The organism is Bacillus jepli (genome assembly GCF_047238305.1).
Classification (GTDB): domain Bacteria; phylum Bacillota; class Bacilli; order Bacillales; family Bacillaceae_L; genus Ferdinandcohnia.
This window is the reverse complement of sequence record NZ_JBDFMO010000001.1, coordinates 2,708,661-2,726,079: the sequence shown is the minus strand read 5'-3', so window position 1 is coordinate 2,726,079 and position 17,419 is coordinate 2,708,661. Positions and strand designations below refer to the sequence as shown.

The 17,419-nt window shown below is 36.7% G+C and carries 17 protein-coding genes; 1 reads left to right on the top strand and 16 read right to left on the bottom strand.

Annotated features, from left to right (window positions below):
• Positions 1-67 precede the first annotated feature (67 nt).
• From ABC371_RS13895 to rpmG, 6 genes are all read right to left on the bottom strand, one after another.
• Positions 68-1,540 (bottom strand): spore germination protein, encoded by a 1,473-nt coding sequence (locus ABC371_RS13895; RefSeq protein WP_412897333.1) that lies wholly within the window; start codon positions 1,538-1,540, stop codon positions 68-70.
• Between the two features lie 124 nt (positions 1,541-1,664).
• Positions 1,665-3,212: a rhomboid family intramembrane serine protease gene (locus ABC371_RS13890; protein WP_412897332.1), complete on the bottom strand. Its 1,548-nt coding sequence runs from the start codon at positions 3,210-3,212 to the stop codon at positions 1,665-1,667.
• A 144-nt stretch (positions 3,213-3,356) separates the two neighbouring features.
• Positions 3,357-3,536 (bottom strand): hypothetical protein, encoded by a 180-nt coding sequence (locus tag ABC371_RS13885; protein ID WP_412897331.1) that lies wholly within the window; start codon positions 3,534-3,536, stop codon positions 3,357-3,359.
• A 42-nt stretch (positions 3,537-3,578) separates the two neighbouring features.
• Positions 3,579-4,370, bottom strand: coding sequence for a DUF92 domain-containing protein (locus ABC371_RS13880; RefSeq protein WP_412897330.1), 792 nt, complete (start codon positions 4,368-4,370; stop codon positions 3,579-3,581).
• Entirely contained in the window at positions 4,363-4,932 is a 570-nt protein-coding gene (locus tag ABC371_RS13875) for a 5-formyltetrahydrofolate cyclo-ligase (protein WP_412897329.1), read from the bottom strand. The genes ABC371_RS13880 and ABC371_RS13875 overlap by 8 nt, the downstream gene beginning before the upstream one ends.
• A gap of 71 nt (positions 4,933-5,003) precedes the next feature.
• Positions 5,004-5,153 (bottom strand): 50S ribosomal protein L33, encoded by a 150-nt coding sequence (rpmG, locus tag ABC371_RS13870; RefSeq protein WP_010678123.1) that lies wholly within the window; start codon positions 5,151-5,153, stop codon positions 5,004-5,006.
• Between the two features lie 194 nt (positions 5,154-5,347).
• Between rpmG and ABC371_RS13865 the strand changes: the two genes are divergently transcribed.
• Positions 5,348-5,707 carry a hypothetical protein gene (locus tag ABC371_RS13865; RefSeq protein ID WP_412897328.1) on the top strand — a complete coding sequence of 120 codons (360 nt, stop codon included), beginning with the start codon at positions 5,348-5,350 and terminating at the stop codon, positions 5,705-5,707.
• 124 nt (positions 5,708-5,831) lie between these two features.
• Here the strand turns inward: ABC371_RS13865 and phoU are convergent, their stop codons facing one another.
• The 10 genes from phoU to ABC371_RS13815 all read right to left on the bottom strand — a co-directional run bounded on the left by phoU (position 5,832) and on the right by ABC371_RS13815 (position 17,319).
• Positions 5,832-6,491 carry a phosphate signaling complex protein PhoU gene (phoU, locus tag ABC371_RS13860; protein WP_412897327.1) on the bottom strand — a complete coding sequence of 220 codons (660 nt, stop codon included), beginning with the start codon at positions 6,489-6,491 and terminating at the stop codon, positions 5,832-5,834.
• A 38-nt stretch (positions 6,492-6,529) separates the two neighbouring features.
• On the bottom strand, positions 6,530-7,336 hold the full coding sequence (gene pstB / locus ABC371_RS13855) for a phosphate ABC transporter ATP-binding protein PstB (protein WP_412897326.1): 807 nt from the start codon (positions 7,334-7,336) through the stop codon (positions 6,530-6,532).
• A gap of 27 nt (positions 7,337-7,363) precedes the next feature.
• Entirely contained in the window at positions 7,364-8,248 is an 885-nt protein-coding gene (gene pstA, locus ABC371_RS13850) for a phosphate ABC transporter permease PstA (RefSeq protein ID WP_412897325.1), read from the bottom strand.
• Position 8,249: 1 nt separating this feature from the next.
• The gene (gene pstC / locus ABC371_RS13845; RefSeq protein ID WP_412897324.1) at positions 8,250-9,191 is read right to left on the bottom strand and encodes a phosphate ABC transporter permease subunit PstC; all 942 of its coding nucleotides are present in this window, start codon (positions 9,189-9,191) and stop codon (positions 8,250-8,252) included.
• A gap of 114 nt (positions 9,192-9,305) precedes the next feature.
• Positions 9,306-10,292 carry a PstS family phosphate ABC transporter substrate-binding protein gene (locus tag ABC371_RS13840; RefSeq protein WP_412897323.1) on the bottom strand — a complete coding sequence of 329 codons (987 nt, stop codon included), beginning with the start codon at positions 10,290-10,292 and terminating at the stop codon, positions 9,306-9,308.
• A gap of 195 nt (positions 10,293-10,487) precedes the next feature.
• Complete coding sequence (locus ABC371_RS13835; protein WP_412897322.1) at positions 10,488-12,611, bottom strand: peptidoglycan D,D-transpeptidase FtsI family protein; 2,124 nt, start codon at positions 12,609-12,611, stop codon at positions 10,488-10,490.
• A gap of 205 nt (positions 12,612-12,816) precedes the next feature.
• Complete coding sequence (locus ABC371_RS13830; RefSeq protein ID WP_412897321.1) at positions 12,817-14,103, bottom strand: MFS transporter; 1,287 nt, start codon at positions 14,101-14,103, stop codon at positions 12,817-12,819.
• A 260-nt stretch (positions 14,104-14,363) separates the two neighbouring features.
• Positions 14,364-14,972 (bottom strand): superoxide dismutase SodA, encoded by a 609-nt coding sequence (gene sodA, locus ABC371_RS13825; protein WP_412897320.1) that lies wholly within the window; start codon positions 14,970-14,972, stop codon positions 14,364-14,366.
• A gap of 163 nt (positions 14,973-15,135) precedes the next feature.
• Positions 15,136-15,618 carry a DUF456 domain-containing protein gene (locus ABC371_RS13820; protein WP_412897319.1) on the bottom strand — a complete coding sequence of 161 codons (483 nt, stop codon included), beginning with the start codon at positions 15,616-15,618 and terminating at the stop codon, positions 15,136-15,138.
• Between the two features lie 66 nt (positions 15,619-15,684).
• Positions 15,685-17,319 carry a Na/Pi cotransporter family protein gene (locus ABC371_RS13815; protein ID WP_412897318.1) on the bottom strand — a complete coding sequence of 545 codons (1,635 nt, stop codon included), beginning with the start codon at positions 17,317-17,319 and terminating at the stop codon, positions 15,685-15,687.
• Positions 17,320-17,419 lie beyond the last annotated feature (100 nt).

The following is a 17,419-nucleotide window of genomic DNA, read 5'->3' as shown; positions in this document are numbered from 1 at the left end:
CAAGTCTTTCGCCTAAATCTCCTTAAAATTGTAAAAGAGTGCTCTACTTAGAACACTCCGTGAAATTTTATTTATCTGGATCTTGTGGATGCAATATTTTGGGTCTGTTTCGTTTTAAAGGAATGGGTGCCCGGAATAAGACATCCTTAAATCCTTTGTATGAAAATGGAATAAACGGCCATAAATACGGGACATTAAAGGACTTCATTCGAGCAAGGTAGAGGATCCAGAGTGTAATCCCTCCGACAAATCCGATTATACCGAAAATACTCGTTGTTACTAACAAAAACAATCGAGCTAAGCGGTTTGCAAGACTCATCTCATAGCTTGGTGTTGAGAAGGTCCCGATTGCGGCGATCGCTAAATACAAAATAACCTCATTCGTGAATAGTCCCACTTCAACCGCTACCTGTCCGATTAACATCGCAGCGACGAGTCCTAATGCTGTAGCTAAGGAAGTCGGCGTGTGAATCGCTGCCATTCTTAACATATCAATTCCTATTTCAATTAAAAAGAATTGTAAAATTAATGGTAATCTTCCTTCGTCATTTGGGCCAATATATCTTAGATTCTCTGGCAACAGTTCTGGATGAACAGCAAATAAATACCAAAGTGGTAATAAAAAGAGAGAGGCCCACACACCAAAATAACGAACTAAACGGAGGTATAATCCAGCAACTGGACTATTCCGATATTCCTCAGCATGCTGCATATGGTGCCAAAATGTAGTTGGTGTAATCAGAACGCTTGGCGAACCATCAACCATAATAATGATATGGCCTTCATAAAGATGTGCTGCTGCTGTATCAGGTCTCTCTGTGTATCTGACAACAGGATAAGGATTATAGTGCCGACCTGAAATATATTCCTCAACTGTTTTCTCACCCATTGGTAAACCATCGGTGTCAATTTTTGAGATGGCATCTTTTACTTCTTTAATATGTTCTGGATCAGCGATATCTTCAATATAACTAATAACAATATCTGTCTTTGAACGTCGCCCTACCTGCATATATTCCATTCGAAGTGATTTATCTCGAATTCTTCTTCTTGTTAAAGCAGTATTAAAGACGATCGTTTCAACAAAGCCGTCCCTTGCTCCTCTTACAACTCGTTCAGTATCAGGCTCTTCTGGTCCCCTAACTGGATATGTTCTTGCATCAATTAAAATAACCTTTTCAAATCCCTCAACGACAAGGGCAGTTGGACCTGCAAGCACGGTGTCAACAACCTTCTCAAGGTCATCTACACTTTCAACTTCAACATAAGGGATATACGATTTAAGCAATTTTTCTAAACCATCTATTTTTAAAGTATTTTCATCCTGCTGTGCGAGAAATTTTTGTAGAAGATGTAACATATCATCTTTGACAAGCCCATCAATTAAAAACATCGACATTTCCTTGCCAGCATATTCCACGTCGATTTGAATGACATCAAAGCTTTTATCTACCCCAAGAGCCTCTTTTAAATAACTTCGGTTTTCCTCTAGGCTTGTTGAGACCGGGTGTTTTGGCGTTTCTTTTTCGTCATTTCCCATCTGTATCACTCCAATCACGTCCAAAAGCAACTTGTTCAAGGCTACTAATCCATGATTGACGCAAAACTGGAAAAACATACTTATTTTGGGAAAATAAACAAAAGCGTCTAATTAGACGCTTTTTTTACAATGAACCACTTTCCATGGCATTTATTTCTTTTAACAACTCTTTGTAATTTTCGTTATCAGGATCTACTTTAATTGCTTGTTCCACAGCTTTTTTTGCATTTTCATATTCCTGTAGCTGCACATAGACTAAAGCAAGATTAAAATGTGCTTCAGAAATGTCAGGTGCTTTGCTCGTGACAATTTCTAAATGATCTCGTGCTTCCTCAAACTTACCGAGTTTAATCTCGGTATAGGATAAATAAAAATATACTTCAGGTGAGTCGGTTCCTTTTTCCTCGGCAGTTTTTAACATCTCATATGCTTTTTGAAACTCATTTGATTGAATATATTCCTGTGCCGTTTGCACGACAAATTGTGGATTATCAGAATGTGGCTGAACAACATATCCGACATAAAAAAGGGCACCAACTGTTACGATTGTCACTATAAGTCCACTTAATCGCTTCACAAATTCTTTACGCTTAGGTAAGTGCACAATGCTCGCCGCTAAAAAGCCTCCAACCAAGCCCCCAATATGACCTGAGTTATCAATTCCAGGAATCATAAAACCTAGGACTAGATTGATGATAATAATGCCAATCACATTTGGTCCCATCGTTCTAAAAAATAAAGACGGAAAGGCTGTTCCAAAAAATAATAAAGCTCCAAAACAACCAAAAATGGCACCAGAAGCCCCTGCAGAAATATTTGCATTGAACACAAAACTCGCTAGACTTCCTACGAATCCGGCAAATAGATATATCAATAAAAATCTTAGCTTTCCATAAAGGCGTTCAACCTCAGTTCCTAAATAATAAAGCGCAAAGGTGTTCATAAGAAGATGAATGAATCCAATATGTAAAATCATCGGTGTGAAAAAACGCCACCATTCACCATTTAAAATTCGATAGTTCTCCTTTGCTCCATATTTCAGTAAGGTTTCGGTATTTGTACTTCCTCCATGCAATTCTAAGATAGCAAACATCACTAATTGAATCGCAATTAAGATATATGTAAAAAACGGTTTTCCATTTTGGAAAATTTGCTTTTCACTTGAAATCCGTTGATTTGCAACCGTAATTACCTTACGTTTGATCTTTTCAATCGTTTCGATGTCTATATAGATGGATTCATTTATATCAAAATCAGTATCAACAAACTTTGACACTTCTTCTAGGCCTGTATTTATATGTTCTGATTCAATTAAAACAGTATGTAAAGTAGTAAGTCCTTTTGCACCTGGTACGATTGGGCTTTCCAATCGGTATTTCCAATCATCCACAGGTGGATATGTCGTAATATATATATTAAGTGCATCCAGTTTGCGGATAAATAGGCGTTTTCTTAGCTGCTCAAGGCGTTGTGCTGCGATTTCCATATCCCTCTGCATCCAATTACTCCAATCCAAATCATGGCGTAGGATACGGATGATTCTTGGTTTATTTTTATGTGTCCCCTCTAACCAAACTTCATTAGTTGATTTTGATAATTGGAGAATTCGGTAGCCACCCTCTAACTGAAGCCCCTCGATCAATTTCCAATAAAGATAATCCTGTTTAAACACCAAATCCCCCCTTGTTAATAAAATGCGTGTTAAACATCCTTTAGAGTTTCTTTTATTATAAACGTTTTACTATAACTGTTACCAAATTTCTGTTTTAAAAAAATGAAAAAACCTGTTGAAAGGAAATCAACAGGTTTTCTTCTTCTATCGGAAGGCTTGGTGGATCATTCTGTTTCGAATAAAAGGGATTTTCATTGACGAACTTATAAAAACTCGTCGAACTGCTGGGCTACCGAAAACAGTATTAAAAATACGATAACGGTATCTGTAGACAGCATAAATCCCACCAATAAGTAAAGCTATTCGGGTTAATAAGCTTAGCATTTTTATCCCTCCTAGATATACTTTTTGATTATCCCTTTCATTTTATCCTATTTGCGAAAGGAAATATGTCCCAACTCCAGATGCAAAGAGGATTGAGAGTAAATTCACAACATCATTATTGCAGAAGCGTAGCCCTTTTAAGTATGTTGTTTCTTCTCCACAGTGAACCTTTTTTTCCGTTTCCAAGCCACAGACAGAGCATTTATGTACGACTTGGACGGTTGCCCCCATTATCGTATCAATTACATTTCCACTGAAACCCACCAAGGTAAGTCCAACTAAAAGAATGACTGAAACCTCTGTCCAGAAAAAAAATGAAACGACAGCAATAAGAAGCGAACCTAAAAAGCCAGCAATCGTTCCTAATAATGAAACGGCCCCTGATGTCCCTGCATCCACCCGCCTCATTTTTGTAATCAGAAATGGCTTCTTTTTACTAAGTGTCCCAATTTCTGAAGCCCAGGTGTCAGCATTTGCTGCTGCGATGGAGCCAATGAAAAAGTATAGCCAAATAAATGAATCAGTCCAAACGAATAATAAACTTGCAACAGAGGCGACACCACCATTAGCAAAGACTTGGATGATATCCCGCTGCTCCCCTTTTTCCACTTTATTTTGGAGGCAGTCTTTATTTCCTGCCTTGAACTTACTCCATAAACTCGAACTAGCAAAGAAGAGACCTAATAATAGTAAGCCTCGATAGCCAAAGCCCATCGACACAGCACTACCTACAATAATTGTTCCGACAGCCCCACTTATGGTTAACGATTTAAGACGATACCCCATTACCGCTACAATAATGGAAGCAAGGATTTGGATCAGAAGATTAATCATGGGCAATAATTACCTTTGTATTTGTCACGATTTTCTGCACTGGAATATCGAATTCCTCAACAGGTAGTTTCTCTACTAGCTGTTCCGGAAAAGCCAATGAAACGGTATTTCCTTGATAATCTGTTAAATATCGGTCATAATAACCTCCACCGTGGCCAAGTCGATATCCGCTTGTCATGAAGCTTAAGCCAGGGACGAATATAACATCTATTTCATTATGTACAACCTCTTCTGTTTGTTCCTCAATTGGTTCCTGTAATCCATAATAGACGACCTCTAGCTGTGAAAATGATGTGATTTCACGGAATGTCATTGTCTTTGTCTTTGGATGACATTTTGGAACAGTCACTCGCTTCTTTAATTCCCACGCTTTTTCAATCAAATATTTGGTATTGACCTCATATTCACCGGAAATCGTGATACCGATTGTATTCGCGTTCAACCATTCAGGTAATGAAAGAACTTGCTCTGTAATTTCCTGTGACCATTTATTTAGAGTAACTTTATCAATCGAACGTAAAGTCCCTTTCATTTCTTTTCTCAAGTCCTGTTTTGTCTTCACCGTAATCCCCTCCTTCTATATTACTTTTATTATTTAATATAAAAAAACAGCAGGAAATTGCTTTCCTACTGTTACTTTGTTTCGCGGTGTAGAGTAACCTTTTTAAGTCTTGGGCAATATTTCTTAAGTTCAAGACGGTCAGGGTTGTTACGCTTATTTTTAGTTGTAATATAATTACGATCACCAGTTTCAGTGCAAGCTAAAGTGATTTTTACACGCATCTTTATTTCCCTCCAAACATATAAAGCATTAATCAGACTTACCTATCATACCATTTTACTAATTAAAATTCCAGTCCTATTTTTTTGAGAATGCAATTTCCTATTTACTATACCAAAATACAATTTACTGGTGTACAAAATGTTGTCCACAATCATAAGTTACGATAAGATTAGTAATGGAATGGAGTGAAAATATGGAATACGCATTTATTATATTATTAGGTGTCGCAATCCTTCTTCTTGTCATCTCCTATTATGGAAAAGACAGGATTAAAATGATGCAAGAAGAAATTGAGCAACTTTCCCTTTCTGTGATTCAGGAAACGTATCTGTTAAAGAAAAAAATGAAGATCCTTGAGGAAGAGCTTCTTACAAATGATATTGATTATGAAATGGGACCTCCCCAAGCAAGTGCCATGTCTTTATCTAATGCATCCATTTTATCTTTGTATGATAAAGGATTGAGCTATGAAGAAATCGGAAATAAAACGAATTTACCAGTAGAAGAAGTTCGACTTATCTTAGAACAAGCAAAGAAAATGGGGCTCCTATGATGGATAAGAATTTATTACGCGGAATCGCAATCGGAATTATCATATCAACTATTGTTTACGGGACGATTTACTATTTGTTTACATAAAAAAACTCAAGCCTTTTTTGATAGGCTTGAGTTTCTTTTTATGCATTTAAATCGACATTTTTTCCTTTTACCATAAAAATGATATGCTCCGACATATTGGTCGTATGGTCTGCAATCCGTTCAAGATTACGGGCAACAAAGGATAGCTGAGAGATTTGATTAAATGAATCAGGTTTGCTTGGCACTAATTCAAGGAGTTCTTTAATAATTTTTCCGTATAAAGCATCAATCTCATCATCAGCCTTAGCTGTTGTAATCGCAAGTTCGATATCTTTTTGGATATAGGCTTTAATTACATTATTCAACATGTCCAATGCCATATCCGCCATTCTAGGAATATCCACAATTGGCTTGATGTGTGGTCCTGCCCCAATATGGATTACAGATTTGGCAATATTTACAGCAAGGTCTCCAATTCGCTCAATATCGTTTGAGATTTTTAATCCAGCAATAATGGTGCGTAGGTCAGATGCAACAGGCTGTTGTTGGGCGATTAGTTGAATAATTAAGTTATTGATTCTTTCTTCAAGGTCGTTAATCTTTTGGTCTTCTTCAATGATTTGCTCTGCCATTTCGATATTTTGGTGCGCAAGTGACTGCACTGATTTTTCAACAGCAGTTTTTGATAGATTTACCATTTCAATGAGTAAATCTTTAAGGCGATCTAAATCTTTATCCAATGTCGTGCGTATAGCCATACTCTTCTCCCCTTATCTATTTTATTTACTCATATTATTTAACCAAAACGACCTGTGATGTAGTCTTCTGTGCGCTTGTCGGATGGGTTTGAGAACATTTTATCCGTTTTTTCATATTCGATGACTTCTCCGCTTAGGAAAAATGCTGTTCGATCTGAGATACGTGCTGCTTGCTGCATATTATGCGTAACGATGATTATGCTAAAGTTTTGCTTAAGCTCCTGAACTAGCTCTTCAATTTTTAAAGTTGAAATTGGATCAAGTGCTGAAGTTGGCTCATCCATTAAAATTACATCAGGTTCAATTGCCAGACATCGTGCAATACAAATTCTTTGTTGCTGGCCACCAGAAAGCCCATATGCATTTTCATGAAGACGGTCTTTTACCTCATCCCAAATCGCTGCTCCTCGTAGACTTTTTTCCACAATTTCATCTAATATCTTTTTATTTCGAATTCCGTGGATTCGCGGTCCATAGGCAATATTGTCGTAAATAGATTTTGGAAACGGATTTGGCTTCTGGAATACCATTCCCACTCTGGTTCTTAGTTCTTCTTCTTTATAAGATCTATCAAAAATATTTTTCCCTCTGTATAAAATCTCCCCTGAAATGCGTACGATTGGTACTAATTCTACCATACGGTTTAATGTTTTAATATAAGTTGATTTCCCACAGCCTGACGGTCCAATGATCGCCGTTACTTCGTTTTCATAGATTGGAAAGTTAATATTTTTTAAAGCATGGTCTTCACCATACCATAGATTTAAATCCTTTGTATCATACACAATTTTTTTATCTGTTTGATCTTTTATGTCATTATTATTTGTAATTACTTGGAATGTCATCTTTTGAGTTTCTCCCCTTTATTCAGATTAGAATCTTCTTTGGAACTTGTTTCGAATTAAAATTGCAATTGAATTCATTAAGAATAAAATGATTAGCAAAATTACGATTGTTGCTGCTGCTAGATTTGCGTACTCAGCAACCAGCGCAGAATCAAGTGTCCAATAATAAATTTGCATTGGCATTACAGTGAACTTATCAAAAATACTATCAGGAAATGGAATTAATAAAGCTGGAATTCCAAGAACAACAAGTGGAGCAGTTTCTCCGATTGCCCTGGAAAGAGCCAAAATAGCTCCTGTTAAAATTCCTGGTAACGACGCTGGTAATACAACGTTTTTAATCGTTTGCCATTTGGTAGCTCCCATTCCGTATGAAGCTTCACGTAAAAAGTTAGGTACAGCACGAATAGCTTCTTGACTTGCCACAACAACGATAGGAAGTACCAATAGTGACATTGTAAGTCCACCAGCTAATACAATATTTCCTAATCCAAATCCACGGACAAAAACAGTTAATCCTAAAATTCCAAATACAATGGAAGGAACACCTGCAAGGTTGGAAATATTCGTTTGAATAAAGCGTTGAAGGCGTCCTTTCGTAGCATACTCCTCAAGATAAATAGCCGTTCCAACACCAAGTACAAGTGTAATTGGAGCTACAACGATCATTAGCCAAAAGGTTCCAAGAATTGCACCCATAATCCCGGCTTTTTCTGCAACAGTTGATAACTTATTCGTTAAAAATTGAATGTCGATCCAACCAAGACTTTGGGAAATGACGCGATAAAAAAGAATGACTAAAACGACTAAGCTGAATAATATTGAAATTAAAAATATCGTTTTTGCAATTTTATTAATTGCTAATCGTGAATTAAGTTTCTTTTGCACCTGTGCAGCATCTACATATTTCATTTTAATATTCCTCCTTAAACTTGCGAGAAATATATTGTGCAAGTAAGTTCATAACTAATGTAAATACGAATAGTGTAATCGCTACAGCATATAAACTATAATATAAAGTTGAGCCAGCAGGTGCATCACCACTATTAACTTCAACAATATAAGAAGTCATTGTTTGCATTGATTGAGTAATATCAAAAGTAAAGTTCTTAGTACTTCCACTAGCAAGAGTAACAATCATTGTTTCACCAATTGCTCGAGATATACCAAGAACAAAAGAAGCAATAATTCCAGACATTGCAGCAGGAATAACAACCTTCCATGTAACTTCAAGTTTAGTAGAACCTAGTCCTAGCGCGCCTTCCCTCATAGAATTCGGCACAGCGCTCATCGCATCCTCCGATAAAGATGCGACCATAGGAATAATCATTATTCCCATTACAATACCTGGACTGAGGATATTTGTTGGTTGAAGACCAGGAATAAAATATTGTAAAAGAGGTGTCACGAACGTTAAAGCAAAGAAACCATAGACAATTGTCGGAATCCCTGCAAGAATTTCAAGAATTGGCTTTAAAATCCTTCTAACTCGGTCTGAAGCATACTCACTTAAATATATGGCAGACATCATACCGATAGGAATTGCAACCAACATTGCTATAGCCGATGAAATAACTGTCCCTGTTAATAGAGGTAAAACCCCAAACTGAGCATTATCACCGAGGGGTTTTAAAACTGTACCAGTAAAGAAATCAAGAAATGGTACACGTTTAAAAAACTCGAATGTTTCAAATAGAAGAGTAAAGACAATTCCGATTGTAGTTAAAATGGAGACAATCGCAATGATAAGCAAACCTTTTGGAATGGCTTTTTCAATTAATGTGTTCATACTTTTAGTGCTTTTATTTTGTGAAATCAGCTCACGCACATTTAAATCTTTAGAACCTTCCTTCATGATAAACTCCCTTCAATCCATTTCATCATTTATCAAGACCAAAATGTATTTTTCTATCTATAATCAGGCTAAAGATGAGAAGCAAAGAATGCCCTCATCTTCAGTTTGAATCTATTATTTTAAGCCTTCTAATTCTTCAACTGATTTTTGTAATTCTGCATCTGGAAGTGGAGCAAATCCAGTTTCAGAAGCTACATCAGCTGCGTTTTTCATTGTATAAATTGCATAGTCTAATACTTGAGCTTTTTCTTTAGCCATATTTACATTAAGGTACGTAAATACTGGTCTTGTGAACGGAGCGTAGTCACCATCTTCACTGATTGTATCTGTACTTGGTTCTACAGGACCATTACCAAAGTCGATTTTTACAATTTTAACTTTATCTGTGTTATTAGCTGCATATCCATATCCAAAGAATGCAATTGCATTTTTATCCTTAGAAACCAAGTCTACTAATGTAGAATATTCTTGTTGTAAATTTGCTTCAGCTACAAGATCTTGCTCATCTAGAATGTTTTCCCAGAAGAACTCATAAGTACCGTGGTTTTCGTTAGGACCATAAGTTTTAATTGGCTCATTTGGGAAATCAGAGCGAACATCTGACCAGTTTTTCTTACCAGCACTTGCTAAGAAAATATCAATTACTTCTTGTTGTGTAAGTTCTTCTACCCAATCGTTATCAGGGTTAACAACAAATGTTAAGCCGTCAAGTGCAACTTTTAATTCCTTAACTTCAATTCCAAGATCTTCAGCAGTTGCTGCCTCTTCGTCTTTAATTTTACGTGAAGCATCATTGAAATCTGTTCCACCTTCTTCAACTAAAAACTTTTTGAAACCAGCGCTTGTTCCAGCACGGCTTACTTCAACGGATACATCTTCTTGTTCATTTGTCATATAATTTTCTGCCATTTTAGACATAAAAGGAAATACAGTACCAGATCCATCGATTACAACGCTGCCCTCTAATTTTTCTTCAGCTGCATCACCATTACCTGTTTGTGACTCGTCACCTTCTGTGTTGCTTTCGTCGTTACCACATGCAGCTAATACAAGCATCGCGATTGTGATCATTGCTAAACCTAAGAACTTCAAGTGTTTCATTCCTTAATTCCCCCTAAGAGTGAGTTAGTCTTGCTATGTCTTACAAAAATAAGAATACTCGTATACTATTAATCTCATATGAACTGAATGTAAAGGTTTTGTAAATTTGAAGAAAATGATGAATATACCCTATTTTTGTCGATGAAACTTGCATAGAAAAAAGCCTAGCGAATTCCGCTAGGCTATACTTAATCATTATTCAGTTCCTTGTGCTTCACCGTCTTCTGCTGGCGTTTCTTGCTCTGTTTCTGTTTCTGCTGTCTCTGTTTTTTGTTGTGGTTGAGTAGCCCGTTTTTCTTTTAGTTCAAAATATTTGTCTAAAACTGCTTCCCCAACTTTAAGGTTCATATTATGAGATGTGTTTCCATAATATGCATAAGGTATGACTACAGCGAATGCTACCTCAGGATTGTCAAATGGTGCATACCCAACAAGTGTACTATTTACAGCTTCTATCCCTTTAATAAAGGATTGGGCTGTACCTGTTTTTCCAGCAGGATTATATGGTTTACCTGCAAATACACTTCTAGCCGTACCATTTCCTCCTTGGAATACGAGCTTAAATCCTTGTTGAACCCGATCGAAATACTTCTGGTCTATTTCAACTTTGTTTAAAACGGTTTTTTCAAATGGCTTTTGTATCGGACCTAATTCATCTTCTTCCATCGTTGGTTGATGAATCTCCCTTACAATCTTCGGTTGCAATCTATATCCGTCATTGGCAATCGTTGACACATACTGTGCTAACTGTAAGGTTGTATAGGTGTCATATTGTCCAATTGCCAAGTCCATTAATAAACCTGGTCCAAGCAATGGACCCGTGTATCCTGAAGCTTCCCCTGGTAAATCAATTCCTGTCTTCACGCCTAAGCCAAACTGACTAAAATAATTTCGAGCCGTACGAAATGCATCATAATCAATAGAAATCGCATGGTCAGGGACATAATGTCCACCTGCTAAATCAAGAAAGGTCCTAAACATGTATACGTTAGATGACATTTCAAGTGCTTTTAGGTCATTGGTCGGTCCTAAATTTGTCCATGATGACTTTGTTGGTGTTCCTTTAATTCTTATTGGAGCATCGTAGTACATCGAACCAATGTCAATTACTCCAGTATCATAACCAGTTAACATGGTCGCACCTTTGATAGTGGAACCCATCTCATATGCTGCATTCATCGTCCCAAGAGCATAATCCTCGAATACCATCTTGCCTTCTTTTCCTTTTGTGTAGTGCTTGCCGGCCATACTTAGTATTTCACCTGTATTAGGATTCATCATAACAACAAATGCGGTGTCAAGATATTCTGTATTACGCGTTTGTTTATGTGCCAGCATCTGTTCTTCAATGATTTTTTCAACCGCTTGCTGCAGCTCCATGTCAATGGTAAGAACAAGGTCACTTCCCCTTTGTCCTTCAGATATTAAAATGGTTTCCTGCACGGCATTACCTTTAATGACATTTTCTACCTTAGCCTTTTGACCATGTAATACGGATTCATATTGTGCCTCTAAATAGCTTAAGCCAACACGGTCATTACGGTTATATCCTCGTGCTAAATAATAATCAAGCTTTTCACCTGGAAGACCTTCATCCGTATTAGAGATTCTACCAAGTATGGATTTTAATGTGAAATCATATTTATAATCTCGTACCCAATCAGTTGTGGTGTTGACGCCTGGTAAATGTTCAAGATTTTCACTAACAATCGCATACTCCTCAGGTGTAACCTCTTCATTTTTAACAATCTGGGGGACAAGGGCATAACCCTTTGTCATTTCACGGAATATCGCAGCTACCTCTAACTCAGGCTTAGTGATCTCTGCAAGGTCTTCTTCCGTAATTCTTTCAATTTGGAGTTTATAAATTTCTTTATTTGATAGTTCAATTTCTCCATTCTCCACTTTCTCCAATTCTTGCTTAACCTTTTCTTTTGCTTCGTCTGGGTAAATTAGCATCCAGAAATCCTTTAAATCACGCTCTGTGACTTTATCCGTCTTCATATCAATTAACTTCGCTAGGGTTTGCGCAACTTTTAATATATCCTCTTGTTTCGTGTCTCTTGCACGAGTGTAGGTGATAGCATTTAAAGCTTTATTATCCACGATGACATTTCCGTTTTTGTCATAAATTTTACCCCGTGGAACAGGAAGATTAACAATTTCATTTTCCGTTTTGTCAACTTCCTTTTGAAACTTTTCACCGTGAACAATTTGAACAACCCCAAGTCGTAAAATCAGGGCTGAAAACAGTAAAAAGACAGCAAAAAATAACATATTTAAACGAAAAGGAACATGTGATTTTTTCTTTTTAATCATGAGCATCAACTACCTTTATTTTTTTGCCTAATACTAATTTTATCATTGCGCTATATTCTTATGAAAGAAAAAAACACCTAGCCAGGCTAGGTGCCTTATCTTCTATTGTAAAAGAAACTCAATCTTTTTTCCATGAAAAAAACTGCTAAATTTGAAGCTACCATCGAAAAGGCACTTAACTTTAATAAGCGCTTGCTGAATAAAGTTAAGCGGTGGAGCCACCTTCACCTTCAATTAGTTTTCGGTTTGCAGAAGATTTTGATTGAACTTTACCAGCTGCATCGGGTGTTTCAATTCGTTTAATAGGAATATAAAGTAGTACATGCCCTGCACCAATAATAGCTAAAAGAATTGGAATACTTTGCTTTTCATCAAAAAAGGTGATTGTGATCAAGAACAATACGATTGAAAGAATCCTTCCGATATTTAAAAAGACTTCCCTAACGACCACATATTCAATCCTCATCTCTTTTGCATTCCACCCTTTTCCGATCACATCATAAGTTAATGAGTTATATGGAACAAGCAAAATTGGATAAGCAAACCCAATAATAATTCCATATAAAATCAGCCTCGCATAGGTTACCTCAAAAAGAATCACAAAAATAGCAAGATACACCAATAAACCACCAACAAGAATTGCCTTTTTGCGCATTTTCTTTTTGATTAACCTCGTTGCTAAAAAATAAACTAAAAAGGATACGGCTGAATTAATTAGTCCAAATTTTCCTAAAGCTAATTCACTCCCAGTTGCCACGAACACAAAAACCGAAATTACAAATACAAATGTGCCTTCACGAATTCCTTGAAAAAAGTGAGCATTCAGGATATGCTTCCAATTTGAATTATATTTTCGTTCTTCCAGAATTCTTCTAAAAACAAAATCCCCTTCAGCACTTCGTCTTTTTAAGAAAAAGCTCAGAACAACTGCTCCTGCAAACAAGCCTAAGGATATGCCAAATATGACGGTATATCCAGTAAAACTCCTCATTGAAGAAATGATGATTCCCGCTGCAATAGGACCAATCATTCCTGCGAATGAACCAAGCAATCCTAAAAATCCATTAAAAAAATCACGTGTTTCAGGCTCTGTAATTTCAAAGGTTAAAACATTAAAGGCTAGCCAGTAAAAACCATAGCCAATCCCAAGTAGTGCTCCTAAAAGTAACAAATAGTGTGAGGCGCTCTCACCAATCCATAAGACGGTGATATAAAAAATGGCTAAGAATGAAACTCCAAGCCTAAGTACGATCACTCTATCAATTTTTTTAGCCCATCTCCCAGCAAGAATAAAGGTTAATGGTTGCAAGACGACCACTGCCAAATTATATAAGCCTAAATCTCTAAATTCACCTGATTGCTTCCATAAATATACGTTTACGAATGTGTTTGATAAAGCGATACTTAGCGCATATAAGCCACCAATGACAAGTAACAAAATTAAATCTCTGTGTATGGGTACATCACCTAGTACCTTTTTTAAACCAAACATTTGCTGACTCCCCTTTTCTATCTACACTCATTATTGTGTGATAAAAAAAAGGAGATATACAAAGAAAAGCTTTAGGCGCCTGCCAATCTGCGACAAGTACAAGACAAGCACTGACAGAGGTCACTTTTGGACCTTTAGAAGTGCTTGTCTTGTGCCTCAATTAGATGGCGCCTAAAGCTAGACATGAGGAAAACACAAGTTACTAAAAGTTTGACATTAAAATAAAAAGCCAGTGAACGAATCCACCGGCTTAATCAATATTATTTTGCAGCGTTATAACGATTTGCTACTTCTTCCCAATTTACTACATTGAAGAATGCAGCAATGTAATCAGGACGACGGTTTTGATAGTTTAGGTAGTAAGCATGCTCCCAAACATCAAGACCTAGAACTGGAGTTTTACCTTCCATTAATGGAGAATCTTGGTTAGGAGTGCTTGTTACTTCAAGTTCACCATTGTTAACAACTAACCAAGCCCAACCAGAACCGAAACGAGTTGTTGCTGCTTTTGAGAACGCATCTTTGAATGCTTCAAAGCTTCCGAATTTGCTGTTAATAGCCTCAGCTAGTTCGCCAGTTGGTTCGCCGCCACCGTTTGGAGAAAGAATTGTCCAGAATAAGCTGTGGTTTGCATGTCCACCACCATTGTTTCTTACTGCTGTACGAATATCTTCTGGAACAGCATCAAGATTAGAAACTAATTCTTCTACTGATTTGCTTTCTAAATCAGCTTTACCAGCAATCGCATTGTTTACGTTTGTAACGTAAGTATTGTGATGCTTAGTGTGGTGAATGTTCATTGTTTCCTTGTCAATATGTGGTTCTAGTGCATCATAAGCATAAGGTAATTGTGGTAATTCGTATGCCATGGTAAATTCCTCCTTAAAAAATATGTAATAATGAACCTTTTGAAAACAAATACGTCTTCAACAGCCCTCACATGTTAGATTACCAAAATAAGTATAATCTTTCAAATAAAAAGCTTTGTAACGACACCAGATTTAAGATTCCTCTGAAGCTTGGATTTTATTCTTAAAGTACGACAAATAAAAAATAGATAATCATGATCGCTTGAATAATTCCTTTTGCAAGAACACCACTAAGAAAACCAATAAGTGAGCCTATCCCACTTTTAAAAGCATGCTTAAGATCCTTTTTATGGACGAGTAATTCTGCTAGAAATGCTCCAAGGAACGGGCCAATGATAATACCAAAAATCGGAATCACAAAGGGTCCAACAAGAAGCCCTATTGTACTTCCCCAAACAGCCGCCTTGCTTCCGCCGTACTTTTTAACTCCTAGTAAATTGGTTCCGTAATCTGCCCCTAATAAGAGAAGGAGAAACAACCCTTCAATAAACCAAAACCATATACTCAACGAATCAAAGCCTTGAAAAAGTCCATAAACCAAAAAGCCTCCGGCGATAAAAAGGACACTCGGAATGATGGGATAGACAAGTCCAACAAAAGCGATAACGAACAATACAATAATAATCATCCACATAAAAATGCTCATAAGAAAACTCCTTTATAAAAAATACAAGGCATCATTAATGCCTTGTATCTCATGAAAGTTAGACTATTAAAGATTTCTTTCTCCTAGAACGGCTTCGGCAATATTTACAGCGTGGTCACCGATACGCTCCAAATTACTAATGATGTCAACGAATACGATACCCGCTTGTCCAGAACATTTTCCTTCATTTAGACGAAGAATATGTTTTTTCCGTAATGCTCGTTCCATTGAATCAATTTTTTCTTCCTGTTTTACGACATCAATTGCTACAGTTCGGTCATTGTTTTGAAGACATTGAACAGCCTCACCAACTGTAAAAATCGTTAATTTAAACATTTCATTTAAATCTTCCATCGCATCTTCAGTAAGTTTTACTTTATTTGAAATTTGATAGTCAACCAATTCTACTACGTTTTCGAAATGATCCCCAATTCTTTCAATATCACGACAGGTATTTACTAGCATTGAGTGTAGAGTCGATTCTTGTGATGACAGTGATCTTGATGAAATTTTCACTAAATAATCCGTGATTTTTTTATCGAGATTATTAATTGCATCTTCGATTTGAAGGGCTGTATCCGCAAATTTTTGCGATTTTTGATTTAGATAGGTGTTTGATTCCTCTAGTCCCTTAACAGCAAATTCACCCATTCGAACAACTTCTTCTCTTGCCTGACCTAATGCAATTGCCGGTGACTGTTCAATGAAAACAGGATCAAGATGTTTTGCCTTGTATTCAATAAGTGCATCCTTACCAGGAATCAGTTTCGTTACGATAAAGGCTAAAGCAGCAATGAAAGGAAATTGGATAATGGTATTTGTCACGTTAAATGTACCGTGAGCAAATGCAATTGTCATTTCCGGATTAAGGCTAAGTGCATCTTGTAAAAACATGATAAGCTTCGTAAATGGTCCAAGAAGAATAAGGAAAATGGTCGTTCCAATTATATTGAAAAGAACATGTGTTAAAGCTGCTCTCTTTGCGGCAACTGAAGCACCAATGGAAGCCAAAACAGCTGTAATCGTTGTTCCAATATTATCTCCAAATAAAACAGGAATAGCCGCTTGAATATCTAAGAGACATTCACCAAATAACTCCTGCAAAATACCAATTGTTGCACTTGAACTCTGTACAATTACTGTAAATACTGTTCCAATTACAACACCTAAAATAGCGTGTTCACTCATGCTTACCGTTAAATCACGAAACGCTTCAAGGGTTCTAAGAGGCTTCATTCCGTCTCCCATTAACTCTAGACCTAAGAATAAAGCACCGAACCCAAAGACGATTTGTCCAAAATGATGAACTCGCTTATTTTTAAAGAAGAAAAGTAATAATGCTCCAACCGCGATTATTGGAAGTGCGTAATCGGATATTTTAATACCAATGATAAATGCAGTAATCGTTGTTCCGATATTTGCCCCCATGATAACACCAATCGCTTGTCGTAACGTCATGAACCCTGCGCTTACAAGTCCTACGACGATTACCGTTGTTCCCGAACTACTTTGAATTAAACATGTAACAAAAACACCTGCGAGAACACCCATAAATGGATTGGTTGTAAACTTATCTAAAATATCTCTCAGTTTATCACCTGCAGACTTTTGCAGTCCATCTCCCATGTACTTGATACCAAAAAGGAAAATACCAAGACCGCCTATAAACTGAAATATCATACTTTGTACATCTAGTTCCACATTGCCAACTCCTATGTTTTTTAATATTTAAGCAAGCCCATAAAAGATAGTACCTTAGTCTTTTTTTTATGTAAAGGTAATATTAAGTAAATTTACAATC

Bases quoted from the DNA above. Each gene is read 5' to 3' on its own strand.
- ABC371_RS13895 (WP_412897333.1), bottom strand. From the start codon at position 1,540: ATGGGAAATGACGAAAAAGAAACGCCAAAACACCCGGTCTCAACAAGC.
- ABC371_RS13885 (WP_412897331.1), bottom strand. From the start codon at position 3,536: ATGCTAAGCTTATTAACCCGAATAGCTTTACTTATTGGTGGGATTTAT.
- ABC371_RS13880 (WP_412897330.1), bottom strand. From the start codon at position 4,370: ATGATTAATCTTCTGATCCAAATCCTTGCTTCCATTATTGTAGCGGTA.
- rpmG (WP_010678123.1), bottom strand. From the start codon at position 5,153: ATGCGTGTAAAAATCACTTTAGCTTGCACTGAAACTGGTGATCGTAAT.
- ABC371_RS13865 (WP_412897328.1), top strand. From the start codon at position 5,348: ATGGAATACGCATTTATTATATTATTAGGTGTCGCAATCCTTCTTCTT.
- phoU (WP_412897327.1), bottom strand. From the start codon at position 6,491: ATGGCTATACGCACGACATTGGATAAAGATTTAGATCGCCTTAAAGAT.
- pstB (WP_412897326.1), bottom strand. From the start codon at position 7,336: ATGACATTCCAAGTAATTACAAATAATAATGACATAAAAGATCAAACA.
- pstA (WP_412897325.1), bottom strand. From the start codon at position 8,248: ATGAAATATGTAGATGCTGCACAGGTGCAAAAGAAACTTAATTCACGA.
- pstC (WP_412897324.1), bottom strand. From the start codon at position 9,191: ATGAAGGAAGGTTCTAAAGATTTAAATGTGCGTGAGCTGATTTCACAA.
- ABC371_RS13840 (WP_412897323.1), bottom strand. From the start codon at position 10,292: ATGAAACACTTGAAGTTCTTAGGTTTAGCAATGATCACAATCGCGATG.
- ABC371_RS13835 (WP_412897322.1), bottom strand. From the start codon at position 12,611: ATGATTAAAAAGAAAAAATCACATGTTCCTTTTCGTTTAAATATGTTA.
- ABC371_RS13830 (WP_412897321.1), bottom strand. From the start codon at position 14,103: ATGTTTGGTTTAAAAAAGGTACTAGGTGATGTACCCATACACAGAGAT.
- sodA (WP_412897320.1), bottom strand. From the start codon at position 14,972: ATGGCATACGAATTACCACAATTACCTTATGCTTATGATGCACTAGAA.
- ABC371_RS13820 (WP_412897319.1), bottom strand. From the start codon at position 15,618: ATGAGCATTTTTATGTGGATGATTATTATTGTATTGTTCGTTATCGCT.